Source organism: Cellulomonas sp. NTE-D12, assembly GCF_027923705.1.
Taxonomy (GTDB): domain Bacteria; phylum Actinomycetota; class Actinomycetes; order Actinomycetales; family Cellulomonadaceae; genus Cellulomonas.
On the sequence record NZ_AP026442.1, the window covers coordinates 383,861 to 407,912 of the forward strand.

Annotated in this window: 28 protein-coding genes and 1 tRNA gene; 15 read left to right on the top strand and 14 right to left on the bottom strand. The window is 74.6% G+C overall.

All coding sequences use genetic code 11. The features are described 5' to 3' along the window. Window positions 1-58: 58 nt before the first annotated feature. The 3 genes from QMF98_RS01725 to QMF98_RS01735 form a co-directional block, all read right to left on the bottom strand. Window positions 59-132: transfer RNA gene (locus QMF98_RS01725), tRNA-Pro, on the bottom strand. 110 nt (window positions 133-242) lie between these two features. Next, the gene (locus QMF98_RS01730) at window positions 243-1,178 is read right to left on the bottom strand and encodes a metallophosphoesterase (RefSeq protein ID WP_337974371.1); all 936 of its coding nucleotides are present in this window, start codon (window positions 1,176-1,178) and stop codon (window positions 243-245) included. Continuing rightward, window positions 1,178-3,661, bottom strand: coding sequence for a penicillin-binding protein (locus QMF98_RS01735; protein WP_337974372.1), 2,484 nt, complete (start codon window positions 3,659-3,661; stop codon window positions 1,178-1,180). Before QMF98_RS01735 ends, QMF98_RS01730 begins: the two co-directional genes overlap by 1 nt. A 313-nt stretch (window positions 3,662-3,974) precedes the next feature. On the opposite strand from QMF98_RS01735, the gene QMF98_RS01740 reads away from it, so the two are divergent. From QMF98_RS01740 to QMF98_RS01750, 3 genes are all read left to right on the top strand, one after another. Further along, window positions 3,975-4,262, top strand: a complete 288-nt coding sequence (locus QMF98_RS01740) for a WhiB family transcriptional regulator (RefSeq protein WP_263731389.1) — start codon at window positions 3,975-3,977, stop codon at window positions 4,260-4,262. An 89-nt stretch (window positions 4,263-4,351) separates the two neighbouring features. After that, window positions 4,352-4,510, top strand: a complete 159-nt coding sequence (gene sp36 / locus QMF98_RS01745) for a Sp36 family protein (RefSeq protein WP_263731390.1) — start codon at window positions 4,352-4,354, stop codon at window positions 4,508-4,510. Further along, on the top strand, window positions 4,510-5,001 hold the full coding sequence (locus QMF98_RS01750; RefSeq protein ID WP_337974373.1) for a RidA family protein: 492 nt from the start codon (window positions 4,510-4,512) through the stop codon (window positions 4,999-5,001). Before sp36 ends, QMF98_RS01750 begins: the two co-directional genes overlap by 1 nt. 10 nt (window positions 5,002-5,011) lie before the next feature. Here QMF98_RS01750 and QMF98_RS01755 read toward each other — a convergent pair whose 3' ends face one another. Together QMF98_RS01755 and QMF98_RS01760 are read right to left on the bottom strand one after the other, a co-directional pair. Further along, the gene (locus tag QMF98_RS01755) at window positions 5,012-5,689 is read right to left on the bottom strand and encodes a Crp/Fnr family transcriptional regulator (RefSeq protein WP_291761181.1); all 678 of its coding nucleotides are present in this window, start codon (window positions 5,687-5,689) and stop codon (window positions 5,012-5,014) included. Between the two features lie 73 nt (window positions 5,690-5,762). Then, window positions 5,763-6,179 carry a hypothetical protein gene (locus tag QMF98_RS01760; RefSeq protein WP_337974374.1) on the bottom strand — a complete coding sequence of 139 codons (417 nt, stop codon included), beginning with the start codon at window positions 6,177-6,179 and terminating at the stop codon, window positions 5,763-5,765. Window positions 6,180-6,392: 213 nt separating this feature from the next. On the opposite strand from QMF98_RS01760, the gene nth reads away from it, so the two are divergent. Beyond that, a complete protein-coding gene (gene nth, locus QMF98_RS01765; RefSeq protein WP_490715636.1) occupies window positions 6,393-7,091 on the top strand; it encodes an endonuclease III in 699 nt (232 codons plus the stop codon). Between the two features lie 81 nt (window positions 7,092-7,172). On the opposite strand, the gene QMF98_RS01770 is transcribed toward nth, so the two are convergent. The 3 genes from QMF98_RS01770 to QMF98_RS01780 all read right to left on the bottom strand — a co-directional run bounded on the left by QMF98_RS01770 (window position 7,173) and on the right by QMF98_RS01780 (window position 10,231). Further along, window positions 7,173-8,093 carry an alpha/beta fold hydrolase gene (locus QMF98_RS01770; protein ID WP_337974375.1) on the bottom strand — a complete coding sequence of 307 codons (921 nt, stop codon included), beginning with the start codon at window positions 8,091-8,093 and terminating at the stop codon, window positions 7,173-7,175. An 11-nt stretch (window positions 8,094-8,104) separates the two neighbouring features. Next, window positions 8,105-9,424 (bottom strand): Na+/H+ antiporter NhaA, encoded by a 1,320-nt coding sequence (gene nhaA / locus QMF98_RS01775; RefSeq protein ID WP_337974376.1) that lies wholly within the window; start codon window positions 9,422-9,424, stop codon window positions 8,105-8,107. 78 nt (window positions 9,425-9,502) lie between these two features. Then, window positions 9,503-10,231, bottom strand: coding sequence for a winged helix-turn-helix transcriptional regulator (locus tag QMF98_RS01780; protein WP_291761188.1), 729 nt, complete (start codon window positions 10,229-10,231; stop codon window positions 9,503-9,505). Between the two features lie 157 nt (window positions 10,232-10,388). On the opposite strand from QMF98_RS01780, the gene QMF98_RS01785 reads away from it, so the two are divergent. The 3 genes from QMF98_RS01785 to QMF98_RS01795 all read left to right on the top strand — a co-directional run bounded on the left by QMF98_RS01785 (window position 10,389) and on the right by QMF98_RS01795 (window position 12,233). Next, complete coding sequence (locus QMF98_RS01785; RefSeq protein ID WP_337974377.1) at window positions 10,389-11,123, top strand: hypothetical protein; 735 nt, start codon at window positions 10,389-10,391, stop codon at window positions 11,121-11,123. Then, window positions 11,120-11,626 carry a thioredoxin family protein gene (locus QMF98_RS01790; protein ID WP_337974378.1) on the top strand — a complete coding sequence of 169 codons (507 nt, stop codon included), beginning with the start codon at window positions 11,120-11,122 and terminating at the stop codon, window positions 11,624-11,626. The genes QMF98_RS01785 and QMF98_RS01790 overlap by 4 nt, the downstream gene beginning before the upstream one ends. Window positions 11,627-11,768: 142 nt before the next feature. Next, window positions 11,769-12,233, top strand: a complete 465-nt coding sequence (locus QMF98_RS01795) for a DUF4395 domain-containing protein (protein ID WP_337974379.1) — start codon at window positions 11,769-11,771, stop codon at window positions 12,231-12,233. 9 nt (window positions 12,234-12,242) lie between these two features. Here the strand turns inward: QMF98_RS01795 and QMF98_RS01800 are convergent, their stop codons facing one another. Then, window positions 12,243-12,605 carry a DsrE family protein gene (locus QMF98_RS01800; RefSeq protein WP_337974380.1) on the bottom strand — a complete coding sequence of 121 codons (363 nt, stop codon included), beginning with the start codon at window positions 12,603-12,605 and terminating at the stop codon, window positions 12,243-12,245. Window positions 12,606-12,750: 145 nt separating this feature from the next. Here QMF98_RS01800 and QMF98_RS01805 point away from each other — a divergent pair, with 145 nt between their 5' ends. The 6 genes from QMF98_RS01805 (at window position 12,751) to dtd (ending at window position 17,803) form a co-directional block, all read left to right on the top strand. After that, the gene (locus QMF98_RS01805; protein WP_337974381.1) at window positions 12,751-13,776 is read left to right on the top strand and encodes an NADPH:quinone reductase; all 1,026 of its coding nucleotides are present in this window, start codon (window positions 12,751-12,753) and stop codon (window positions 13,774-13,776) included. Between the two features lie 271 nt (window positions 13,777-14,047). Then, a complete protein-coding gene (locus tag QMF98_RS01810; protein ID WP_337974382.1) occupies window positions 14,048-14,662 on the top strand; it encodes a heme-binding beta-barrel domain-containing protein in 615 nt (204 codons plus the stop codon). 3 nt (window positions 14,663-14,665) lie between these two features. Beyond that, on the top strand, window positions 14,666-15,847 hold the full coding sequence (ygfZ, locus tag QMF98_RS01815; RefSeq protein WP_337974383.1) for a CAF17-like 4Fe-4S cluster assembly/insertion protein YgfZ: 1,182 nt from the start codon (window positions 14,666-14,668) through the stop codon (window positions 15,845-15,847). Next, a complete protein-coding gene (locus QMF98_RS01820) occupies window positions 15,844-16,980 on the top strand; it encodes an FUSC family protein (RefSeq protein WP_337974384.1) in 1,137 nt (378 codons plus the stop codon). Before ygfZ ends, QMF98_RS01820 begins: the two co-directional genes overlap by 4 nt. A 22-nt stretch (window positions 16,981-17,002) precedes the next feature. Beyond that, the gene (locus tag QMF98_RS01825; protein ID WP_337974385.1) at window positions 17,003-17,344 is read left to right on the top strand and encodes a DUF2516 family protein; all 342 of its coding nucleotides are present in this window, start codon (window positions 17,003-17,005) and stop codon (window positions 17,342-17,344) included. A gap of 3 nt (window positions 17,345-17,347) precedes the next feature. Next, on the top strand, window positions 17,348-17,803 hold the full coding sequence (dtd, locus tag QMF98_RS01830; RefSeq protein WP_337974386.1) for a D-aminoacyl-tRNA deacylase: 456 nt from the start codon (window positions 17,348-17,350) through the stop codon (window positions 17,801-17,803). Window positions 17,804-18,426: 623 nt separating this feature from the next. On the opposite strand, the gene QMF98_RS01835 is transcribed toward dtd, so the two are convergent. Then, on the bottom strand, window positions 18,427-18,924 hold the full coding sequence (locus tag QMF98_RS01835) for a hypothetical protein (RefSeq protein ID WP_337974387.1): 498 nt from the start codon (window positions 18,922-18,924) through the stop codon (window positions 18,427-18,429). 171 nt (window positions 18,925-19,095) lie between these two features. Here QMF98_RS01835 and QMF98_RS01840 point away from each other — a divergent pair, with 171 nt between their 5' ends. Further along, window positions 19,096-19,617, top strand: coding sequence for an O-acetyl-ADP-ribose deacetylase (locus tag QMF98_RS01840; RefSeq protein ID WP_337974388.1), 522 nt, complete (start codon window positions 19,096-19,098; stop codon window positions 19,615-19,617). Window positions 19,618-19,644: 27 nt separating this feature from the next. Here the strand turns inward: QMF98_RS01840 and QMF98_RS01845 are convergent, their stop codons facing one another. Continuing rightward, window positions 19,645-20,694 (bottom strand): aminotransferase class V-fold PLP-dependent enzyme, encoded by a 1,050-nt coding sequence (locus QMF98_RS01845; RefSeq protein ID WP_337974389.1) that lies wholly within the window; start codon window positions 20,692-20,694, stop codon window positions 19,645-19,647. Window positions 20,695-20,778: 84 nt separating this feature from the next. On the opposite strand from QMF98_RS01845, the gene QMF98_RS01850 reads away from it, so the two are divergent. Beyond that, a complete protein-coding gene (locus QMF98_RS01850; protein ID WP_337974390.1) occupies window positions 20,779-21,936 on the top strand; it encodes a LysR family transcriptional regulator in 1,158 nt (385 codons plus the stop codon). On the opposite strand, the gene QMF98_RS01855 is transcribed toward QMF98_RS01850, so the two are convergent. Genes QMF98_RS01855 through QMF98_RS01865 form a run of 3 tightly spaced genes read right to left on the bottom strand, consistent with a single transcriptional unit; the run spans window position 21,926 to window position 24,032 of the window. Next, window positions 21,926-22,789, bottom strand: a complete 864-nt coding sequence (locus QMF98_RS01855; RefSeq protein WP_490715637.1) for a Cof-type HAD-IIB family hydrolase — start codon at window positions 22,787-22,789, stop codon at window positions 21,926-21,928. The two genes, QMF98_RS01850 and QMF98_RS01855, sit on opposite strands and share 11 nt — an antisense overlap. Beyond that, window positions 22,786-23,340 (bottom strand): alpha/beta hydrolase family protein, encoded by a 555-nt coding sequence (locus tag QMF98_RS01860; protein WP_337974391.1) that lies wholly within the window; start codon window positions 23,338-23,340, stop codon window positions 22,786-22,788. Before QMF98_RS01860 ends, QMF98_RS01855 begins: the two co-directional genes overlap by 4 nt. Continuing rightward, a complete protein-coding gene (locus tag QMF98_RS01865) occupies window positions 23,337-24,032 on the bottom strand; it encodes a SanA/YdcF family protein (protein ID WP_337974392.1) in 696 nt (231 codons plus the stop codon). The genes QMF98_RS01860 and QMF98_RS01865 overlap by 4 nt, the downstream gene beginning before the upstream one ends. Window positions 24,033-24,052 lie beyond the last annotated feature (20 nt).

A 24,052-nucleotide genomic window follows, 5' to 3' on the forward strand; every position in this document is an offset into this window, starting at 1 on the left:
CATGACGACGGCCCTTGACCAGCACTTCTGCCGGTCAAGGGCCGTCGTCGTCTCCGGGTCGGGGTGGCGGGATTCGAACCCACGACCTCTTCGTCCCGAACGAAGCGCGCTACCAAGCTGCGCCACACCCCGGAGGAACCTGGCAAGGATAGCCGACGCCGCCACGGGCGAGGAAATCGCCTCCGAGGCGCCGGAGGCAGTGCCCGGACAGCACGACCTCGGGGCCGTCGGCCGGCTCGGACTCAGCGCGGGACGAGCGTCAGCAGCGTCGCCTCGGGCCGCACCGCGAACCGCACGGGCGCGTACGGCGAGGTCCCGAGCCCGGCCGAGACGTGCAGCCACATCGAGTCGCCGCCGCCCGGGCGGTCCGGGCGCGGACCCGGCCAGCCGTGCAGACCCTTCGCCCGCCGCGTGTCGAGGTCGGAGTTGGTCACCAGCGCGCCCCAGAACGGCAGACCCAGCTGTCCGCCGTGGGTGTGCCCGGCGATGGCCAGGTCGACGCCGTCGTCGAGCATCGCGTCCAGCACCCGCCGGTACGGCGCGTGCGTGACGCCGACGTGCAGGTCCACCGGGCTCCCGGCGCCCCGCACGTCGTCCGGGCCGCCCGCGGCGGGGAAGCGGTCGCGATCGAGGTGGGCGTCGTCCGTGCCGACCAGCGAGATGCGCCGACCGTCGACGTCGAGCACCCCTCGGTGGTTGTCCAGGTCCACCCATCCGGCCGACGTGAACCGCCGCACCAGCTCACGCCACGGCAGCGCCACCGGCTCCACCTGCGCGGTGCGGGCGTCCGGCTGCAGGTAGCGCGCCGGGTTCTTGGGCTGCGGGGCGACGTAGTCGTTGGAGCCGAGGGCGAAGGCACCCGGCACCTCCAGCAGCGGCTCGAGCGCCTCGAGCAGCGCGGGCATCGCGTCCAGGTGCGCCCAGTTGTCGCCGGTGTTCACGACGACGTGCGGCCGCGTGGTCGCCAGGTCGCGGACCCAGTCGACCTTGCGCCGCTGGCCGGGTGTCAGGTGCAGGTCGGACACGTGCAGCACGCGCAGGGGCGCCTGCCCGGGGGCCAGCACGGGGACGGTCGCCTCACGTAGCGCGTACCAGTGGACCTCGACGAGGGCGCCCCACGCGAGCGCGCCGACGCCGGCCAGCGCCAGGGCGCCGGTCGTCCGGCTCAGGGCTCCCATCAGCCGTGCTGCTTCCCGCCGCCCTGGCCTCCTGGACCGGGTCCGGGGCCCGCTGTCGGGCCGGTGGCGGCCCCGCCGCCAGGCGGCGGCTGGTTGTCCGCCGGCTGGCCGTTGGAGATCACCAGCGTGACGGTCGACCCCGGCGTCGCGGTGCCCGTGGGCGACTGGCTCGCCACCGAGCCGGCCGCCACGGAGGAGGACACCTGGTTCGGCGACACCTGGACGGTGAACCCGGCGTTCTGCAGCGTCGACGTCGCCTGGTCCTGGGGCTGTCCGACGACGTTCGGCACGCCCACCTGCTTGCCGTACAGCTGGTCGCTGCCCACCGCCGGGAAGTTCGGCACGTTCTGGCCGGCCATGATCCGCATCATGAACCGCTTCCACGTCGGTGCCGAGATGTCGGAGCCGAAGGGTCCCTGGTAGTAGGTCTTGCCGTTGATCGTCTCGCCGTGCAGCGTCTTCTGCTGCTCCGTGATCTGGCCGGACCACACCGCGGTGGCCCGCAGCGGCGTGAAGCCGACGAACCACAGCTCCTCGTTGAACGTCGTCGTGCCGGTCTTGCCGGCAGCCGGGAACGGCGGTGCGCCGACGGCCTTGGCCGTGCCGTTCCAGACGTTGCTCATCGCGTAGTCCATCGCGGCGGCATACTGCGGCTCGACCTTCTGCTGGCAGTCGGCGCTGGGCACGTTGAGCTTGTTGCCGGTCGCGTCCGTGACGCTGGTGATGGCGATCGGCTTGCAGAACACGCCGCCGGAGGCGAACGCCGCGTAGGCGCCGGCCATCATCAGCGGCGACGTCTGCTCCGAACCGAGGATGTTGCCCGCGTACGCCCCGAACGGCACGCCGCCCTGGGGGTCGCCCGAGGCGTCCTTCTCGTTCGGGTCACCGGCGCGCAGCACGCCGAGGTCCGCTGCCCCGTTGACGATGTTGCACAGGTTCAGCTGCAGGCCCATCGCGATGAACGCGGAGTTCACCGAGTTGGCCGTCGCGCTGAGCACCGTCTGGGGGTAGTTCTGGTTGCTCTCGGAGTTGCTGAACTTGTAGACGCCGGACAGCTTGCCCTTGCAGGAGGTGAACTGCGACAGGTTGTACTGCAGCGGCGTCGCGTTGACCTTCTCGTTGAGCGAGTGGCCTTGGCGCAACCACTCCAGCAGCGTGAAGGCCTTGTAGCTCGAGCCGGGGGAGAACCCGCGCGAGCCGCCGTACTCGAAGCTCGTGTTGAAGTTCAGCGCCGTCTCACCCGGGCCGGCATTCTGCATCGGGTTGTAGACGCGGTTCTCCGCCATCGACGTGATCTTGCCGGTGCCGGGCTCGACGGAGACCAGCGCGCTGCCGATGCCCGACGGGTCGTTCACCGGCACGCCGGCCTTGACCTCCTCGTCGGCCGCCGCCTGCTCACCCGGGATCAACGTGGTGGTGATCGTCAGGCCGCCGCGGTACAGCAGGGCCTGCCGGTCGGACTGCGTCTTGCCGAACGCCGGGTCGTTGAGGATCACCTTGGTGACGTAGTCGCAGAAGAAGCCCGAACCGGCGACCGTGTCGTTCGCCGTCATGCAGCCCTGCTTGATCGGCGTGACGTGCAGGGTGTCCTTCAGCGGGGTGGCGACGCCCTTGTCGTGCTCCGCCTGTGTGATGTAGCCCTGCTGGTACATCAGGTCCAGCACGGTGTCGCGACGGTTCTGCGAGTCGGCCGGGTTCAGCACCGGGTCCCACTTCGTCGGGCTCTGCGTGATCCCGGCGATCGTCGCCGCCTCGAGGTAGGTCAGGTCCTTGGCGTGCTTGCCGAAGAAGTACTCCGCAGCCGACTCCACGCCGTAGATCGAGGACCCGCCGAACTGGGCGATGTTGAGGTACTTCTCGAGGATCTGGTCCTTGGTCATCGTCTTCTCGAGCGTGATGGCCAGCTTCGCCTCGCGCAGCTTGCGTGCCATGCCGGAGGATCCGGAGTTGTCCCGTGCGTCAGCGAGCGCCTGCGCCCGCTGCGCGGGGTCCGGGATGGCGAGCGCCGCCTCGATCAGCACGTTCTTCACGTACTGCTGCGTCAGCGTCGAGGCGCCCTCCTTCTGGCCGACGAGCGTGTTGATCGCCGCTCGAGCCATGCCCTGCACGTCGATCCCGGAGTGCTCGTAGAACCGCTTGTCCTCGACCGCGATCACGGCCTTCTGCATGATCGGCGCGATCTGCGCGAGCGGCACCACCACGCGGTTCTGGTCGTAGAAGGTGGCCAGCACCTTCCCGTCCGCGGCGAGGATGGTCGACTTCTGCGGCAGGGGCTTCTGCTCCAGCTCGGTGGGCAGCCCGTCGAAGGCCTTGACCGTCATGCTGGTGGTGCCGTCCGCGACCGCGACGGCGGGCAGGGCGAGGCCCGCGGCCAGCACGCCGCCGACGCCGGCGACCAGCACCAGCGCCAGGAACAGGGCCAACGCCTGGCCGGGCCGGATGAAGCGACCGTGCGTACGGGGCGAGCGGGCAGGGGACGCCATGCCCGCCAGGGTAACGGCGACACCTGACCCGTTCCCGTGGACCCCCCCGTGCGAGCCGGGTCTGCACGGTATGTGCACACCGCGGGACTGCCTGCGCACGGCGGGGACGTTCGTCCCGGTTACCTGTGCTGGACAGCAAGATCAGGACGTTCGTGGCATCACGGACACACCTGGACGGTTGTCTGGTAGCGCTTCCACGCTTCTCACCAGGCAGGATGACCCGAACGGCGGCTCGTCAAGCGGTACTACTCCCCGGTACGGTCCCCCACCAGGGGGCACTCGGGGGGGTGCCCGCGTGACAAGGAGGTGCGCGATGGCCTGGACATCGCGGGAGGGCCACTGGACCGCGTCGGCAGCCTGCGGCAAGGGCAAGCTGGCGCCGGACGCCCTGTTCGTCGAGGGATCGGCGCAACGGGACGCCCGGTCGGTGTGCGGCACGTGCCCGGTACGGCTGGAGTGCCTGGCCGACGCGCTCGACAGCCGGATGGACTTCGGGGTGTGGGGCGGCATGACCGAGCGGGAGCGGCGTGCGCTGCTGCGTCGTCGCCCCGAGGTCCGGTCGTGGCGCAGCGAGCTCGCCACCGCCGGCGACGTGCGCTGACGGCCCAGCCGAGGTCCGCTGCGGCACCGCTGGTGGACAGCGGCGGGCGTCCATCGGACCGGCGTCGGGCCGTCGCCTAGGGTGGGTGCATGGCCACTGCCTGGGAGTACGCGACCGTCCCGCTGATCGTCCACGCCACCAAGGCGATCCTCGACCAGTGGGGGGTGGACGGCTGGGAGCTGGTCACCGTCCTGCAGGGCCAGGACGGCAACCTCGTCGCCTACCTCAAGCGCCCGCGGGAGGCCTGATGTCCGTCGCCGACCGTCTGGCTGAGCTGGGTCTGCAGCTGCCGTCCTCCGCCGCGCCCGTCGGCGCCTACGTGCCCGCGGTGCGCACCGGCTCGTACGTGTGGACGTCCGGCCAGCTGCCGTTCGTCGCCGGCGGGCTGACCGTCACGGGGATCGTCGGGCTGACGCCCGGTCAGGTCACGCCGCCGGCCGCCACCGAGCAGGCGCGCATCGCGGCGCTGAACGCGCTCGCCGCCGTCGGGAGCTTGTTGGCCGGTCCCGGTGGGGACCCCGTCGCGGCCCTGGACCGGGTGGTGCGGGTGGTCAAGGTGGTCGGGTTCGTCGCGAGCGACCCGACGTTCACCGGCCAGCCGGCCGTGCTGAACGGTGCGAGCGAGCTGCTGCACGCGCTGCTCGGCGACGCGGGCGTGCACGCGCGCTCGGCGGTCGGGGTCGCGGCGCTGCCGCTCGGTTCGCCGGTCGAGGTGGAGCTGGTCGTCGAGGTCGCCTGAGCGGCGGCGCTCAGCGCGCGCGCCGCTCCAGGCGGTCGACGTCGAGCAGCACCACGGCACGGCCCTCTCGGCGGACCCACCCGCGTGCGGCGAAGTCGGCCAGCGCCTTGTTCACCGTCTCGCGGGACGCGCCGACCAGCTGGGCCAGCTCCTCCTGCGTCAGGTCGTGCGCCACGCGGATGCCGTCGTCCACCGGTCGGCCGAACCGGCTCGACAGGTCAAGGAGCGCCTTCGCCACGCGGCCCGGCACGTCGGAGAACACCAGGTCCGCCAGCGCCTCGTTGGTGCGGCGCAACCGGCGAGCGAGCGCCTGCAGCAGGTGCTCGGCGACGGCCGGGGTGGACGCCAACCAGGTCTGCAGGTCGTGGTGACCCATCTCCAGCACCACGGCGTCGGAGATCGCGGTGGCGGTCGCGGTGCGCGTGCCGGGGTCGAACAGCGAGAGCTCGCCGATCATCTCGCCGGGGCCCAGCACGGCGAGCAGGTTCTCCCGGCCGTCGCTGGAGCGGGTGCCCAGCTTGATCTTGCCCTCGCGGATCACGTAGAGCCGGTCGCCCGGCTCGCCCTCGTGGAACAGCACGTCCCCGCGGCCGACGTCGATGCTCTTCATCGACGCGATCAGCGTGCGTGCGGAGTCCGGCTCGAGGCCCGCGAAGAGCGGGGCGGTCAGCACCACGTCGTCAGCCACGATCAGTCCACCTTCCCGCAGGCGCCGAAGGGACGGCGTCAGCGCTCAGTCTGCCCCATGGCGGTCTCGCAGGTCAGTTGCGCGTCTCGTGCTCCGGGACGGGTCCCAGCACGGCGTCCGGCTGCCCCGCCAGGTGCCCGATCAGCCGTTCGGTGGCGGCCGCCAGCGCGGCGTCGACCCCTTCCTGGTACCGCACCAGCCGGCTGTCCAACGCCCGGAGGGCGGTGAGCTGGTCGAGGTGGGTGCCGGAGCGGTGGCCGCCCAGCACGGCCTCGAGCTCATCGGGTCGGGGCACGTCCAGCCCCACGTCGAGGGGCAGCTGGAAGGCGAGCTCCTCACCGAGCGGCTGCGGACCGACGGCACGGGCGACGATGAGGTCGAGGCGCGCGCGGACCAGCCGCCGCCACCAGCCGACGCGGGAGCGCTCGGCGCGCAGGGCGCGGTGGTCCAGCCGGAGGGTGTGGACGTCGAGCACGTGCTGCGTGGTCACCGCACCTCCGTCCCGTGGTCTCCTGGTGTCTGGTTCGGGACGTCGGGCCCCCGACTTGAGCGCCACCACCCGGACGCCCGTCCAGATTCACTCGGGCGGACGTACCGCCGCCTCCCTGTGCGGGGCCGGTTACCCCGGACGGCCGAACGTGCGGGCGGACGCGGGAGCAGGCCGCCCGGCGGCCGTGTCGGAGCCCCCGCGTAACCTGCGACGGTGACCCTGGTTCCCGACGAGTCCACGCTCGCGCGCACCCGACGAGCACGTCGCATCGACCGCGCGCTGGCGGTCCGCTTCCCTGACGCGCACATCGAGCTGGACTTCCGCACGCCGTTCGAGCTGCTGGTCGCCACCGTCCTGTCGGCGCAGACCACCGACGTGCGCGTCAACCTGACCACCCCGGCACTCTTCGCACGGTTCCCGGACGCCGCCGCGATGGCGGCGGCGGACCCGACCGAGCTCGAGGAGATCCTGCGGCCCACCGGGTTCTTCCGCGCCAAGACGCGGGCCGTCATCGGCATCGGCCAGGCGTTGGTCGAGCGGTTCGGCGGTGAGGTGCCCGGCCGGATGAAGGACCTGGTGACGCTGCCGGGGGTGGGGCGCAAGACGGCGAACGTGGTGCTGGGCAACGCGTTCGGTATGCCCGGCCTGCCCGTGGACACCCACGTGCTGCGACTGTCCGGCCGGCTCGGGTTCACGGAGAGCGACGACCCGGTGCAGGTGGAGCAGGACCTGTGCGCCCTGCTGCCGCGCAAGGACTGGACGATGGCCTCGCACCACCTGATCTTCCACGGCCGCCGGATCTGCTTCGCGCGCAAGCCTGCGTGCGGCGCGTGCCCGGTGTTCGCGCTGTGCCCGTCGGCGGGGATGGGGGAGAACGACCCGGTCAAGGCCGCCGCGATGGTGAAGGGCTGACCCCCGGACGCGACGCCGGAGCGCGGGCCAGGGGTGGCCCGACGCGAACGCCGTGGGGTCGGACGAGGGTCTCGGCGAGCCTCAGACGAGGGTCTCGGCGAGCCAGTCCAGGAGCAGGGCGGTCAGCCGCTCGGGTGCCTCGTCGGACACGTAGTGGCCCACGCCGCGCAGCAGCTCGTAGCGGTAGGGACGGGCGAGCGCCGCAGCCGTCGACCTGTGCAGGGCGGCAGCGGCCGGGGTGCACACCCCGTCGCGGTCACCGTGCACCTGCAGCGTCGGCAGCGGCCGTGCGCGCTCGAACGCGGCGAGGTAGCGACGGCCGTCCAGCCGGGGGCGGGACCGCAGCAGCCACCGGACCTGCTCCAGCTGGCTGTGGGCGGCGAACGGCACCCGCAGCGCCCGGGTGTACGCCTCGACGGTGGCCGCGTCCGGGCGACCCCGGCCGCCGCTGAGACCCGTCAGCAGGCGCGCTGCGAGGTCGCCCTCGGTCAGCGCCCGCTCCGGGACGGAGGGCAGCTGCACGTAGGCCAGGCGGCGGGCCGCGGCGGGCCGCACCGTGGTGGGACCGACGTCGAGCGGGTGCGGGCAGGACAGCGCCGCGACGGCGCGCACCGCGTCCCCGTGCAGGGCGGCGGTGGCCCACGCGAGCTGACCGCCGGTGCCGGCGCCGACCAGCACGGCCTGGCCCGCACCCAGGGACCGGATCACGCCGGCGACGTCCGTGGCCAGCGTCGGGGCGTCGTAGCCGTGCGGCGGCTTGTCCGACCCGCCGGTGCCGCGCACGTCCATCGCGGCGACCCGGTACCCGGCCTCGGCCAGCGCCGGCAGCTGGTGCCGCCAGGCCCACCAGTAGGTGAGCACGTCGTGCAGCAGCACCACCAGAGGGGCGTCCCGCTCGTCCGGCCCCGCCAGCGCCACGTGGAACCGCGCGCCGTTGGCCGGCACGAAGCGGTGCTCCCACGGGCCGTCGACGGCGAGCTCGGCGGAGTCGACGGTGCTCATCGGCACGAAACCTACCCGCTGACCGACCGGCGGCGCCGTCGGTGCACCCGGTCCCGCCACGCCAGGGTGCTGCCGCCCAGCACGGCCGCCACCGCGGAGGCCGCGAGCACCGCGACCACCACGTGCTCGTCGTGCGGGCTCCCGGAGCCGAACGCCAGGCCGCCCACCAGGAGCGAGACCGTGAACCCGATCCCGCCCACCAGTCCGACCCCCAGCACGTCGGCCCAGCCCAGCGCCGGTGCGAGGGTGGCGCGCGTGAACCGGGCGACGGCCCAGGTGGCGGCGAGGATGCCCAGCGGCTTGCCCAGCACCAGGCCCGCCGCCACGCCGAGTGCGACGGGATCGTGCGACGCGGCACGAAGCACGTCGCCCGAGATGGTCACCCCCGCCGCCGCCAGCGCGAACACCGGCACCGCGACGCCGGCCGACAGGGGACGCCAGCGGTGCTCCCACCGCTCCGCGGTCGACGCCGCATCGGGGGCCGCGCCGGCCGGGAGGCTGGTCGGCGCGCTGAGCCCCAGCAGCACGCCCGCGATGGTCGCGTGCACGCCGGACGCGTGCAGCAGGGCCCACGCCGTCAGGGCGAGCGGCAGCAGCAGCCACACCGGCGGGCGCGCTCGGCGGGCCAGCACCGCGAACAGGGCGACCGCACCGAGTGAGCCCAGCAGGGGCACCACGGACAGCGAACGGGCGTAGAAGACCGCGATGACGACGATCGCCAGCAGGTCGTCCACCACCGCGAGCGTCAGCAGGAAGGCGCGCAAGGCGGCGGGCAGCGAGCGTCCCACCAGGGACAGCACCCCGACGGCGAAGGCGATGTCCGTGGCCGTCGGCACGGCCCAGCCGACCGGGCGGCCGTCCGCGGAGGTCAGGTTGACGGCGAGGTAGACGAGCGCGGGCACGGCCATGCCGCCGACGGCCGCCACGGCGGGCACCACGGCGGTCGCCGGTCGGCGCAGCTCGCCGGTGACGAGCTCGCGCTTGAGCTCCAGCCCGACGACGAAGAAGAACACCGCCAGCAGCCCGTCGGTCGCCCACTGCCCGAGCGTCAGGTGCAGGTGCACCGCCGCGGGGCCGACGGCGGTCGCCCACGTCGAGCGGTAGCCGGCGGGCCACAGCTGCGCCCACCCGAGCGCGAGGGCCGTCGCGACGAGCAGCAGCACGGCGCCGGTCCGCTCGTCGCGCAGCGTGTCGAGCAGGTTCCGCTCGCTGCCGGGGGTGAGGGCGGCGAAGAGTCGGCGGTGCTCACGTGGTGCGCGGCCGGCACCGACCGGGTCGATGGGTGCGCGCTCAGGCGTCGGGCGCGGGTGCATCTCGCGGCGGGGCGGCACGGGGACCTCCGGGGTCGGCAACAGGACGCCGACCAGGCTTCCCGGCACACCGCCTGCCAGGCTACCGGTGGAGGGCGACTACAGCCCAGCGGTCTCCGTCAGACCGGAGCGGTCGTCTGCCCCGCGCCGTGCCTCCTTCGGCGGGTCGAACCGGTACCCGACGTTGCGCACCGTGCCGATCAGCTGCTCGTGCTCGGGGCCGAGCTTGGCGCGCAGACGCCGCACGTGGACGTCGACCGTGCGGGTGCCCCCGTAGTAGTCGTAGCCCCACACCTCCTGGAGCAGCTGCGCGCGGGTGAACACCCGTCCCGGGTGCTGCACCAGGTACTTCAGCAGCTCGAACTCCTTGTAGGTGAGGTCGAGCGGCTGACCGCGCAGCCGGGCGGTGTACCCGCCCGCGTCGATGGTCAGCTCGCCGGCGCTGATCTCCAGCGGCGCGTCCTCGTAGGCGGCGGTCGCCGCACGCTCCATCACCAGGCGGAAACGGGTCTCCACCTCGGCCGGGGTCGCGTTCTCCAGCACGATGTCGTCCGCGCCCCACTCGGCGGTCACCACGGTGAGGCCGCCCTCGGTCAGCACCAGGATCAGCGGGACCGTCAGGCCGGTGGCGCGCAGCAGCCGGCACGTGGTGCGCGCCGTCACCAGGTCACGGCGTGCGTCGAGCACGACGATGTCTGCGTCCGGGGCGTCCACGAGAGCGGACGGTTCCACCGGTAGGACCCGCACCCGGTGCGACAGCAGGCCGAGTGCGGGCAGCACCTGCGCGGACCCCCCGGACGCCGGAGTGAGGAGCAGCAGGTCTGCCACCAGGACCTCCAGGCGCGCGAGTGAGCACACGGTACCGCGCGCTGCGCAGGCGTAGGCCGAGCCGTCCGCGGCACGGCATCTGCGAGAATCCCAGCGTGCTGACCCCCGCCCCCGCGCCGCTGCCTGCGCTCGGCGGCCCCGGGCAGGTGGTGGCGCGATGACCATCGCCACCCGGTCGGTGGCCACGGCCGCCCTCGCCGCGGCGGTCGCGCTCGCCGGCTACCTGCACCCGACGGCCCTCGTGGGTGCGGGTTTCGTGCTCGTCGTGCTGCTGGCGCTCGGCTGGCCGTGGCTCGCCCGGCTGCCCTTCCCGCCCGGCTCGTCGGCCGTGATCGGCCTCGCCGGGGCCGGGGCGCTGTACGCCGTCGCGTTCGTCACGGCGTCGTCGGACCTGTCCGCGCTGTCCATCGCGATGGCCGGGGCGCTGCTGCTGGCCTTCGTCAACGAGCTGCTGCGCCGGGACGGGCGCGTGCGGATGGTCGAGTCGGTGTCCGGCACGGCGGCCGGTGCCGTGATCGCGCTGACCGCCTCCGGGTGGGCCGCGGCCGACGCGCTGTCCGGCGGACCGACGCTGGTGGTCACCGGCGCGGTGGCGCTCGCGGTCGGCTCCGCGGTGTCCGCCCTGGCCGTCGCGCGGTGGGTGAGCGCGGTCACCACCGTGCTCTCGGCAACCGGGGTCGGTGCGCTGGTCAGCATCCCGCTCGCCTCGTTCAGCCCGGCCGTCGGCGCGCTGCTGGGCGGGGCGGTGGGCGTGCTGGTCGCCGCGATGGACGCCCTGTTCGACGGGATGCCGGAGCTGCGGCGGCGGATGCCGGCGCTGGCCGCGATCGCCCTGCCCGTGTGCGTGACCGGCATGGTGCTGTACGTGGTCGGGCGGGTGCTGGTCCGGTGACCGTGGCCCGCGTGGTGCTGGTCGTGGCGGTGCTGGCGGCGGCGGTCCTGGTGGGCCTCGCGTGGCAGCGGCGCAACGGCCGGTTCACCGCAGTGCCGACGGCCGTGCTGGCGGCCGCTGACCTGACCGACGGGCCGCACGTCCACGGGCCAGGCGTGGAGCGCCTGACGAGCGCGGAGATCGGCGTGGAGCCCGGGACGCGTGCGACCTTCGTCCAGCTGTCCAGCGAGGTGTGCACGCCCTGCCGGCGCACCCACGCGGTGCTCGCCGATCTCGCTGCTCAAGAAGCTGGTGTCCGGCATGTGGACCTGGACGTCGCGCAGCACCTGGACCTCGTGCGACGCTTCGACGTGATGCGTACCCCGACCGTCCTGCTGATCGACGGCGCCGGTGTCGTCGTCGGGCGGATGTCCGGGGCGACCGACCGGCGTCAGGCGCTCGCTGCCCTGGAGGCCTGCCCGCCTCCGGCCGACGGCTGTCCGCGCGGGACCATCGCCGGCTGAGCCCCGCTGCGGCGGAGGCGTCCGGCCCCGCCGCGGTCCCGGTGCACGTGCGCTGCACGTCCACCACCCCCCGGCATCGGATGGTCCCGGCCCCGCGCCCTGGCGCACCCGCGCCCCGCACCAGCCCCCGGAGAACCCCCCTATGAGCACCACCACCACTCCTGTGCAGGCGCCCGCCGGGATCGACCCCCGCGGTCCCCGGTTCGGCGCGGCGCTCACCGCCGCGCTGCTCGTCGTCGTCCTGCTGCTCGGCACCGGCACCGCCGCCACCGTCGTCCTCGCCGTCGTCGCCGCCGGGTTCGCCCTCGGCGTGGCGCGCGGCGTCGGCGGCACGTGGCAGGGCGCCGTCTACCGGCGGCTCGTCGCGCCGCGGCTCGCACCGCCGACGGAGCGTGAGGACCCGCGGCCACCGCGGTTCGCCCAGCTCGTCGGGCTGGTGGTCACCGGTGCCGGGCTGCTGGTCGCGGTGCTCGGCGCGCCGCTCGGCGTGACGGTCGGCGCGGCGCTCGCCCTGGTCGCGGCGTTCCTCAACGCGGCGTTCGGGCTGTGCCTCGGGTGCGAGCTGTACCTGCTGGGCCTGCGGCTGCGGTCGGCGCGCTCGGCCTAGCCAGGGCGGTCAGTAGACGAGGGCCTGGGCACCCTCGGCGAGGACCTCCTCCACGAACACGGGCGCCCCGGCGATCCGGACGCCCGGCAGCACGTCGTCCGCGGTGATGCCGCGCCGGACGGCGCACTGGGTGCACACCGTGACGCGACCGTCGGCCAGCAGCAGCTCGAGCAGCTCCGGCAGCGGTGTGGCGTGCGCCAGCTCCAGCTCGGCGGCCCGACCGGGGACGGCGAACCAGCTCGCCTCGCCGGTGAGCCACAGGCTGACGTCGGCACCGGCCGCGACGGCTGCGGCCGCGACCGTGAACGCCTGGTTCGCGGCCTCGGGGCGGTCGGTGCCGGACGTGGACTTGATCACCAGGGAGCGTGTCACCGGCACAGGCTAGCCAGGCCGGCGCGGGCGTCGCCGTGCCGGGTCGCGCCACGTCGCCCGCGGTCGTGGGCATATCCGCACGTCGTCGTCGGTTGGCCCCCGACGGAGCCACCTCACCGAGCCGTCCCCGACGAAAGGCCGACCCATGCGAGCGATCGTCTTCACCCGACCCGGCCCCAGCGACGTGCTGCAGCTCGTCGACCGGGAGGTGGCCGCGCCCGGTGCCGGTGAGGTGCGGGTGCGGGTGGTGCGGTCGGCCGTGAACCCGACGGACTGGAAGTCGCGCGGCGGGTCGACCGGTTCGCGGCTGGCGTTCGACGAGGTGGTGCCCAACCAGGACGGCGCAGGCGTGGTCGACGCCGTCGGCGAGGGAGTCGACGGCCTGGCCGTCGGAGACCGCGTCTGGCTGATGCTCGCCCAGCACCAGCGGCCCACCGGGACGGCGCAGGAGCTGACCGTGCTGCCGGTCGACCGGGTGCACCGGCTGCCCGAGGGGGCGAGCTTCGACCTCGGGGCCGACCTCGGCGTGCCGGCGGTGACGGCGCACCGCGCCCTGACCACCCTGGAGGAGGGCCCTCGCAGGCTGACGGCCGGTGCGCTGTCCGGGCGGACCGTGCTGGTCGCCGGCGGTGCGGGAGCCGTCGGCAACGCGGCGATCCAGCTCGCCCGGTGGGCGGGCGCGACGGTGGTCACCACGGTGAGCAGCCCGGAGAAGGCGGCGCTCGCGACGGCCGCCGGCGCTCAGCACACCGTGGACTACCGGCGCGAGGACGTGGTGCGGGCGGTGCGCGCGATCGCGCCCGAGGGCGTCGACATCGTCGTCGAGGTGGCGCCGGCGCAGAACCTCGAGACCGACCTGGCGCTGATCCGGCCACGCGGGACCATCTCGATCTACGCGAACAACGGCGGCGACCAGCTCGCGTTCCCGGTGCGCGGCATGTTCTCCACGAACGTGCGTCTGCAGGGGGTCCTGCTCTACACCGTCGGGGCCGCGGCGCTCGCGGCGGCCGCCGAGGACGTCACCGCCGCCGTGGCGGACGGTGCCTTCGGCGTCGGCGAGGAGCACGGCCTGCCGCTGCACCACTACCCGCTGGAGCAGACGGCCGCGGCGCACGACGCCGTCGAGGGCGGCATCGTCGGCAAGGTGCTGATCGACGTCGCCGAGGGCTGACGCGACGTGCGGCGCTTCGGCGGTGAGCCAGTGACCGCACCGTCGCAGCGCGCGGCCGTGCGTCCGGGGAGCGGACCAGGCGTCGTTACGATGGGCCCATGTCCGGGCTCGAGATCTTCTTCATCTCCCTGCTCGCCGTCACCACGCTGGCGATCGGGTGGTTCGCGGCGCTGTCCGTCTACAAGCTGTACCAGGGCCAGCGCTGAGCAGGCCCTGACCGGGACGCCTGCGTCCCACGTCCGCACCGACCGCCGTCCGTCAGGGAGGCACCATGCCCTTCGTGCTGCCTGAGGGTCTGGCACCCGAGGTCTACCCGCTCGCGTGGCTGGTGGGCCGCTGGCGCGGTGAGGGCGTGCTCGCCTACCCCGGTGTCGAGGAGGCGGCGTTCACGCAGGAGCTCGAGGTCACCAGCGACGGCGGCCCGTACCTGGCGTACCGGTCGAGCATCCGGCTGGTGGTGGCACCCGACGACCTGACGGCCCTCGAGACGACGCCGGAGCCGCCAGGGGATGAGGCGGCCACAGCCCCGGACGCACCGCCCAGCACGCCGACGGAGCACACCGGGCCGGTGTGGTCGTCGGAGGTCGGCTACTGGCGCGTGCCGCCGGAGCCGTCGGTCGAGCTCGCCGAGGGGCAGCACCCGGTGGAACAGCTGGTGGCGGACCCGTCCGGGCACGTGGCGGTGTACGTCGGCGCGGTGGGCAACGGGCGGATCGACCTGGTCAGCGACCTGGTGGCGCGCACCGCGACCGGTGCCGAGGTGTCCGCCGGACGGCGGCTGTACGGCCTGGTGCACGGCGAGCTGATGTGGGCGCACGACCTCGCGGCGTTCGGCCAGCCGCTGCAGTCGTACTCCTCCGGCCGGCTGACCCGCGTGGAGGAGTGAGCGATGTCGGACCAGCTGCCAGCGGTGCAGACCCCGAGCGGTGCCCCCGACCGGACGACGGCCGCGGCGCCCCGGCGCCGCAGCCCGCTGCTCGACCGCCACGGTGCCGTCCCGGCGGCCGGTCCGGACGCCGGGGTCGCGTGGCACTACGGCGACCCGGTCGCCGAGCAGCGTGCCCTCGAGCGCGGCGGTGCCGTGGTGGACATGTCCCACCTGGGCGTCGTCCGCGTGGCCGGGCCCGACCGGCTGAGCTGGTTGCACTCGATCACCTCGCAGGACGTGGAGCACCTCGCACCGCGCACCTCGACCGAGCTGCTGGTGCTGGACCCGCAGGGGCACGTGGAGCACGCCGCCGGCGTGGTGGACGACGGCGAGGCGACCTGGCTGTTCACCGAGACGCCCGTCGAGCTGGCCGCGTGGCTGGACCGGATGCGCTTCATGCTGCGCGTCGAGGTCGCCGACGTCACCGACGAGTGGGCGGCGATCGGTGAGCCGGTCGACGCGGAAGGCCTGGCGGACGAGCCCGTGACGTGGCGGGACCGGTGGCCGCACGTCGCGGCGGGCGGCACCCGGTACGGACCGCCCGACGACGAGCACCCCGGCGCCGAGCGGCCGTGGCGGCTGGTGCTCGTCCCGCGGGAGCGGCTGGCCGACGAGGTGGCGGCCCGCGAGGCCGCCGGCGCGGTGCTGGCCGGTACGTGGGCCACCGAGGCGCTGCGGGTGGCGGCCTGGCGGCCGCGGTTCTCGCACGAGGTCGACCACCGGACCATCCCGCACGAGCTCGACTGGCTCCGCACGGCGGTGCACCTGCACAAGGGCTGCTACCGCGGCCAGGAGACCGTGGCCCGCGTGCACAACCTCGGCCGTCCGCCGCGGCGGCTGGTGATGCTGCACCTCGACGGGTCCGGCCACCTGCTGCCGGAGGCCGGTGCCGTGGTCCGCACCCTCGACGGCCGCGAGGTGGGGACCGTCACCACCGTGGCGCGGCACCAGGAGCTGGGGCCGGTGGCGCTCGCGGTGGTGAAGCGGTCCGTGCCCGCGGACGACGAGCTGCGGGTGGACGGTCCGGCTGAGCCGGTGGCCGCCTCGCAGGAGCAGGTGGTGCCCGGCGACGGTGTCTCGGCGGACCGCCCGGCCCCGCGCGGGCCGGTGGCCCGAGGTCTCGGCCCGCACGTCTCGCTGTGAGCGAGGCGGCCGCGGGGCCGGGGCGGCAGGCCGGAACCGCGCGGCGGACGGGGCTGCGGGACCTGCGGGTGACGGCCGAGGCGCGCGCCCGCCAGGGCTGGGCCCGGGTGCACGCGTCCTGGTTCTGGATCCTGCAGGCCGCCGTCGCCGGCACCATCGCGTACGCCGTGGCCTTCTACGCCTTCGGCCACACGCACCCCTTCTTCGCCCCCGTCAGCACGTGGGTGGCCCTCGGCTTCTCGCGGGACCGGTCGACGCGGCGGGTGGCCGAGCTGGCGGTCGGCGTGGCGCTCGGGGTCGGGTTCGGCGAGCTGATGGTGCGGCTGATCGGCTCGGGCATCTGGCAGATGGGCGTGGTGCTGGCGGTGTCCGCCCTGGTGGGCCGCTTCGTCGACCGGGCGCCGCTGATCACCACGCAGGCCGGTGTCCAGGCGATCGTCATCATGACCCTGCCGGCGCTGACCGGCGGACCGTTCGGCCGGTGGGTGGACGCGGTGGTCGGCGGGGTGATCGGCCTGGTCGTCGTGGTGCTCACGCCGACGGACCCGCGCCGGCACCTGCACCGGCAGGCTCGCGCGGCCACCGAGGAGCTCGCCGGGATGCTGCACACCCTGGCCAGGGGCCTGCGCACCGGCAGCGTGGCCGATGTGGAGGATGCGCTGCTGCGAGGCCGCACCTCCCAGCCGGCGCTCGACGAGTGGCGCGAGTCCGCCGGGACCGCCCGCGACCTGGCCCGGGTGTCCCCGGCCGCCTGGCGGCACCGTGACGAGCTGACGCGGTCCGTGTCCGCCGCGGTGCTGCTGGACCGGGCGGTGCGCAACGCGCGGGTGCTGATCCGCCGGGCGGTGACCGCGGTCGACGATGGGCAGCGAACCGAGCTCGCCGGTGAGCTGCTCGAGGCGGTGGCGCGTGCGGCGGACGCGCTGGCCGAGGCGTTCGGCGTGGGCCGTGACCCTGCCCGGGCCCGTGCGGCGCTCCGCGCGGTGGCCGAGCGGCTGGACCCGTACGCGATGGGGTCGGACGACTGGCAGGCGCAGAGCCTGGTGCTGCTGGCCCGGTCGCTCGTCGTCGACCTGCTCGAGGCCGCCGGGACCGACCCGGCGGAGGCGCGGGCCGTCCTGCCGGAGCTGTAGGAGTGCACCGTAGGCTCGGCCCGTGACTGCCATCGGCACCCTGCAGCTCGGCCTGTTCCTCGTCTTCTTCGTGGCGATCCTCGCGCTGACCGTCTGGGCGCTGGTCGACTGCCTGACCCGTCCGGCCCGGGCCTTCCCCGCCGCGGACAAGCGGACCCGGCCGTTCTGGGCAGGCATCCTCACGGCCGCCGTGGTGGTGGCTTTCCTCGCGGTGCCGCTCGGGTTCGCACCGAGCAGCTTCTTCCAGTTCCTCGCGCTGCTCGCCGCCGTGGCGGCCGTCGTGTACCTGGTGGACGTCCGGCCCGCGGTGCGGCCGTACTCCGGTCGTGGGCCGCGCGGCGGCTCGTCCCGCGGGGGCTGGTGACGCGTGCGCGCGGTGGTGCAGCGGGTGACGCGCGCCCGCGTGACGGTGGGCGGCGAGGTGGTCGCCGCGATCGACGAGCCGGGGCTGGTGGTGCTGGCCGGTGTGACGCCCGGTGACGGCCCCGCGCAGGTGGACCTGATCGCCCGGAAGGTGGCGGACCTGCGCATCCTGCGCGACGAGCGGTCGGCTGCCGAGGTGGGGGCGCCGGTGCTGGTGGTCAGCCAGTTCACGCTGTACGCCGACACCCGCAAGGGCCGGCGGCCGACGTGGAACGCCGCGGCGCCCGGGGTCGTGGCCGAGCCGGTTGTCGACTCCCTGGTCGCGGCGCTGCGCGAGCGCGGGCTCCACGTGGGCACCGGTGTGTTCGGCGCCGACATGGCGGTGGAGCTGGTGAACGACGGCCCCGTGACGATCCTGCTGGAGTCCGAGCCGACGATTCCGGAACGAGCCCGGACATGAGGAAAGGCCCCTCGGAGTAAGCGTCCGGGGGGCCCTCCTCTGATCGCAGGTCCCTTTGCTCATCGGTCACCCGATGGGGACGCCGCTGCGACGCTGCGGCTCCGTCCCGCTGCGACGGGATCCGGCGAACCGGTCCTCCGCGAACGGGGCGACTGCGATCGACCGCCCGGTCCGTGATGGCCCTCGCGTCGTCGCCGCGAGTCGTCGGGTTTCCCCGCCGATCTGGCCGTCCGTTCTCCGGTCGGTCCGATCCTCGACGACCTGTCCCCGTCGGTGGGATCTCCCCGGGGGGAGTCTCTCTCCGTCGGTTCTCGGTGCCGAGGCCGATGAGTGATTTCTAGTCCCGCCTTGACACCCCCACAAGGGGTTCTGGAGAGCAACTTTGTGCACAGTTGACCTCACAGGTCTGTGCACAGGACGACCTGCGAGAACGCTGGTCAGGCACAGGGCTGTGGACGGAATTTGTGGACAGTTCGCGTGTCGTTCACCCGCTCGGCGGCAGGCCGTCCCTAGCCTTGGTCGCGGTACAGGCCCCTCGGAGTAAGCGTCCGAGGGGCCTCGCCATCTCCGGGCACGGTCCGCACGTCCTCGGCCCGTCCCGGCACCACCCCACCGCCCGACCGTCAGGGCTGCAGCTCCGGCCGACGTGCCACCTCGTCGTCGGGCAGCATCGCGGCGCGCACCGCCCGGGCTCCCCACCACGCGACGCGTGCCAGCACGGCCGCCGTGGGCAGCTCGACCAGCACGGCCATCGCGACCGCCTGCCACAGCTCCACCCGCGTGGTGGACGTCATCACGTCGAACCATGCATCGAGCACGAAGAGCGGGACGCTCACCGCGGCGCTGAACGCCGACGCCCAGTGGCCGCGGCGCAGCGCGACACCGGTCACCAGCAGCCCCAGCACCTCCAGCGAGTCGACCATCACCCAGGTCAGCTGCCAGCTGCCCAGCCCGGTCCACGCCGCCGACCAGGACTGCCGCAGGGCGGACGGCGGCAGGGAGCTGCCCAACCAGCACGCCCACGCGGAGAGGGCCGCAGCCCCCACGACGAGCACGGCGCCGGTGCGCCGGACGGCCGACGAGGCGACGTCGGGTCCGAGCGGGGCGGCGGTGCGGGGCACGTCGTCCACCCTCACCTGCACCCGACGACGGCGGAATCGGGGTGTCCCCCCATCGCACCCCGGATCCTCTGCCCCCCTTCTCAGGGGGCAGACCCCCGGAGCGGGGCGGCCGCGGTGCCGGCGGAGGTCGGAGCGGATGACCGACGGCGCCGGACGGGCGACGATGGGCAGGTGCAGCTCGAAGCGGTCCGTGGGGACATCACCGCGGAGCCCGTCGACGCGATCGTGAACGCGGCGAACTCGTCGTTGCTGGGCGGCGGTGGTGTCGACGGCGCCATCCACGCTGCGGCGGGTCCGCGGCTGCTCGCCGCGTGCCGCGAGCTGCGGGCCACCACGCTGCCGAAGGGCCTGCCCGTGGGCGACGCCGTCGCCACGCCGGGGTTCGACCTGCCCGCGCGGTGGGTGGTGCACACCGTCGGTCCCAACCGGCACGCCGGTCAGGACGACCCGGAGCTGCTCGCGTCGTGCTTCCGCCGCTCGCTCGACGTCGCGGCGGAGGTCGGGGCGCGCAGCGTCGCGTTCCCGGCGGTCAGCGCCGGCGTGTACGGCTGGGACGTGACGCAGGTGGCCCGGGTGGCGGTCGCCACCGTGCGGGAGTGGGGCCGGACGCACCAGGGAGGTCCGGGCACGGTGCGGTTCGTGCTGTGGAACGACGCGGCGCTGCGGGCGTTCGCCACCGCGCTGGAGGAGTGAGCTCGGCCGCGTCCCGCCGTCGGGCCGTCAGCCCCGCAGCGCCTCCACGGCGGCCGCGACGTCGTCGTCGTCGTTCCAGACGTGGAAGGACAGGCGTGCGCAGCCCCCTCGCGCCGCCGCTCGTAGTCCCGCCCGTACCAGCCGGGCACCGGCGGACCCGTCGGGGTCCGGCAGGGAGACGATGGCGCTCCCGGCCGGCTCGAGGTCCAGGCCGGCGCGCAGCCCGTCGGCGAGCGCGACGTCGTGGCGGCGGACGGCATCGGGCACCGGTCCGGCCAGCTCGTCGGCGAACGCCTCGAGGGCGGGGGTCGCACCGAGCCAGCACAGCCACGCCGGGGACAGGTCGAAGCGCCGGGAGTCGTCCGCCAGGCGCAGGTCGTGGCCGTAGACGGACGACCACACGTCCGCACCGGCGTACCAGTTGGCGTGCACGGGCCGCAGCCGGTCGCGGGCCTCCGGGCCGGCGGTGAGGAACGTGACGCCGCGCGGCGCGCACAGCCACTTGTAGGCGCTGGTCACGGTGACGTCGAAGCGGCCGGCGTCCACCGGCAGCCAGCCGGCGGCCTGGGTCAGGTCGACGACCGTCAGCGCACCGACCCGGTGGGCGGCCTGGGTCACGGCGTCGAAATCGGCGATCGCGCCGTCGTGCGACTGGACCAGGGAGAACGCCACGGTGTGGGTCCCCGGGCCGATCCGCTCGGCGAGCTCGGCCAGCGGTACGGCGCGCAGCCGGAGGTCCGTGCGGACGAGGAACGGGTAGGTGACGGACGTGAAGTCGCCCTCGACGGTCAGCACCTCCGCCCCTGCGGGGAGGCTGGTGGCGACCATGCCGACCAGGGCGGCCGTCTGCGCCGCGACCGCGACGTCGGAGGTGGGGACGCCGACGATCCGGGCGAACGCCGCGCGGCTGGCGGCGACCGCGGCGTCGTAGTCGGCCGGGTCGTGATCGGCACGGCTCCAACGCTCGACGCCGTCGACCAGCGCGGCGACCGTGCCGGCCACGGGCAGCCCGCACGTGGCGGCGTTGAGGTACCCGCGGGTCGGCGCGAACCGCGCGCGGAGGGTGTCGAGCGTCATGACGACGAGCGTTCCGGTCGCCGGGCCATCACACAACGGCGAATTCCGCCGCCAGTCCATCCAGCCTCGTTATGATTCCGCGCCATGGGGAGACCGGGAGGGCGTGGTGCCGCCGCGACGACGGCCCCGGGGACGACCGTCCGTGAGGGGGTCGTCCGTGAGGCGACCGTCCGTGAGGCGACCGTCCGTGAGGCGACCGTCCGTGAGGCGACAGGCCGCGACGGCGCCGTCCCGGTGGACGCCGACGGGGTGGACGGGGTCGGAGCCCTCGCCGGGCTCGACGTCGGCGGCCTGCGACTGCTGCAGGCGATCGCCGAGCACGGGACGCTCACGGCGGCGGCGGCGGTGCTGGGAACCAGCCAGCCGGCGGTGTCCCAGCACGTCCGGCGCCTGGAGCGTCGTCTCGGCACGGCGCTGCTCGACCGCTCCGGCAGGCGCGTGCGGCTCACCGAGGCCGGTGCGGTGCTGGCCGCGCACGGTCAGACCGTGAACGCCGCGGTGCGCGCGGCGGCCGCCCAGGTGACCGCGCTGACCGGCCTGCGCGCCGGCGTCGTGCGGGTCGTCGCGTTCCCGTCGTCGTCGGCCACGCTGGTGCCGCTCGCGCTCGCCCGGCTGCGCCGCGAGCACCCCGGGCTGACGGTGACGCTGGACGAGGCCGAACCGCCCGAGGCGCTCGCCCGGCTGCGCGCCGGCACGTGCGACGTCGCGGTCACGTTCGCGTACGCGGGGAGCGGCTCGACGGCCACCCTGGCGCCACCGACCGACGCGGCCGCGGACGGCGCCCGGGACGGGGAGCCGTCCGGCCTCGTCGCGCGGCACCTGCTCGACGACCCGACGCTCGCCGTGCTCCCCGCGGACCACCCGCGCGCCGACGACCCGCACCTGTCGCTGTCCGACCTGGCGGACGAGACGTGGATCGCCGGCTGCCCCCAGTGCCGCGGGCACCTGCTTCACTCCGCCGCCGCGTGCGGGTTCGCCCCCGAGATCGCGTACGCGACCGACGACTACGTCGCCGTGCTGTCCCTGGTCGCCGCCGGGCTCGGCGTCGCTCTGCTGCCGCGGCTGGTACGCCAGACGGGGGAGCGGCACCCGGGCGTCGTGCTGCGGTCCGCCTCCGGAACGTCGGCCCGACGCGTCTACGCCGTGACCACCCCGGACCTGATGCGTGTCCCGGCGGTCGCCGCGACCCTCGACGCGCTCGCGGCCGCCGCCCCGGCGACCACCGCGGCCGTCAGCGGCTGAGCACGCCGTCCAGCTGGAGCGCCGAGACGATGGTGCGCACCACGCCGTTGGCGTTGTTGCCCGGTGCGACGTAGCGGGCCTCGGCCCGCACCTGCGGGTGCGCGTTGTCCATGGCGAACGACCATGCGGACGCCCGGAGCAGCCCGAGGTCGTTGAGGTAGTCGCCGAACGCCATCGTCTGCTCGCGCGTCACGCCGAGCGCCCGCTGTGCGGCCTGCAGCGCGTGCCCCTTGTCGGCGCTCGGGCTCATCACGTCCACCCAGTGCTCGCCGGAGACGACCACGCGGACGGGGCCGTCGAACGGTGCGAGGGCAGGTGCCGCACCGCGCTCGGCGGAGCCGAAGTCGTAGATCGCCAGCTTCAGCACCTCGTCGTCCACCGCTCGCAGGTCGCCCACCAGCTCCAGCCGCGCGTAGTACGGCTCGGCCTGCTCGAGGAACGCCCGGTCGGTGCGCTCGACGTACGCCGACCGCTTGCCGCACAGCACGGTGCCGACGTCCGCACCGGAGGTCGCCAGCTGCCGCACGGCATCGACCACCGGCAGGGCGGCGTCCCGGCTCACGCCGTCCGAGCTGAGCTCCTGCTCGTCGCGCACGACGTAGGCACCGTTCTCCGCGATGTACACCAGGTCGTCGCGGCCGAACTGCCGGCGCAGCGTCGCGTACTGGCGCCCGGACGCGGGGCACAGCACCACACCGCGCTCGTGCAGCGCGTCGAGCAGCGGCCAGAAGCTCGGGTCGATCCGCTTCTGGTCGTCCAGCAGCGAGCCGTCCATGTCCACCGCGATCAGCCGGACGTCCGGGACGGTGCCGAGCGCGGGCGGGTCGAGGACGGGCTGGTCGGCTGGGGTCACCCGTCGATTGTCGCCGACGAGGCCCCCGGGGCGGATCGGAGCCAGGCCTGGACGGCGGCGGCCACCGGGCCGTCGGCTGGTACGTGCGCACCCGGGACGAGCGTGAGCGTCAGTGGACCGGCGACCGCGGACAGCTGCGTGCGCAGCTCGTCGGGCGTGCCGAACGGGTCCCGGTCGCCGCTGACGGCGAGCACGGGGACGGTGATCCGCGGCAGGTGCTCCACCCGCAGCCTCTCCGGCCGGCCCGGCGGGTGCAGCGGGTAGGACAGCAGCACGAGCCCGGCGACGGCCAGCCCGTCGGCGACGGCCAGCGAGCACATCCGACCGCCGAACGAGCGGCCGCCGACCAGCAGCTGCTCGGTGCCGACCCCGAGGTCGGCGGCGAACGTGGCGGCCAGGCGTCCGACGGCCGTGACCGCGGCGCCCGCCGACCGCGGCAGGTCCACCCGGCGGACCGGGAACGGGGCGAGGGCGCGCTCGAGGGTGACGAGCGTGCGGTGGTCGCGGGTGGCGCCGGCCCCCGGGGCGAGCAGCAGACCGGCGGGGGTCACGAGGAGGACGGGGACGGGTTGGCCAGGGCGGTGCGGACACCGTCCTCCGGCCGGCCGAGGAACACCGGCCGGCGGTGCGTCAGCGCGTCCCAGGCCGCCTTCCACGACGCCGGCACCTCGCGCAGCCGCCAGACCACCGCCTGCCGTGGCGTCACGGAGGCGGCCGAGACGCCGACCCCCGTCGAGTCGATCCCCGCAGCTCGGCACGAGAACAGCGCCCGCCGCACGTGGTAGTCCTGCGTCACCACCACCGCGGAGGTCACGCCGAAGATCTGCCGGGCGCGCACACAGCTGTCGTGGGTGTCGAACCCGGCGGCGTCACGGACGATCTTCGCGTCCGGCACGCCGTGCTGCAGCAGCCAGGTGCGCATCGCCCCCGGCTCGTCGTGGTACGGCGTCGAGTTGTCGCCGCTGACCAGGACCACCTGCACCGTGCCCGCAGCGAACAGCTGGCGCGCGGCCTCGAGGCGGCGCGCGAGGTAGACCGACGGGGTGCCGTCCGGCTCGAGGCCGGCGCCGAGCACCAGTGCCACCGGCTTCGGGGCGACCGAGGCGACGCCCGGCTGCACCGCCGCCTGACCGACCGCCTGGACCACCAGCACCGGACCGAGCCCGACGACGAGGGCACCCGCCAGCGCCCACCACCACGGTCGGCGCGAGCGTGCCGAGGACGGGGCGGGAGCGGCTGGCACGGGCCGAGCGTAGGCCCCGG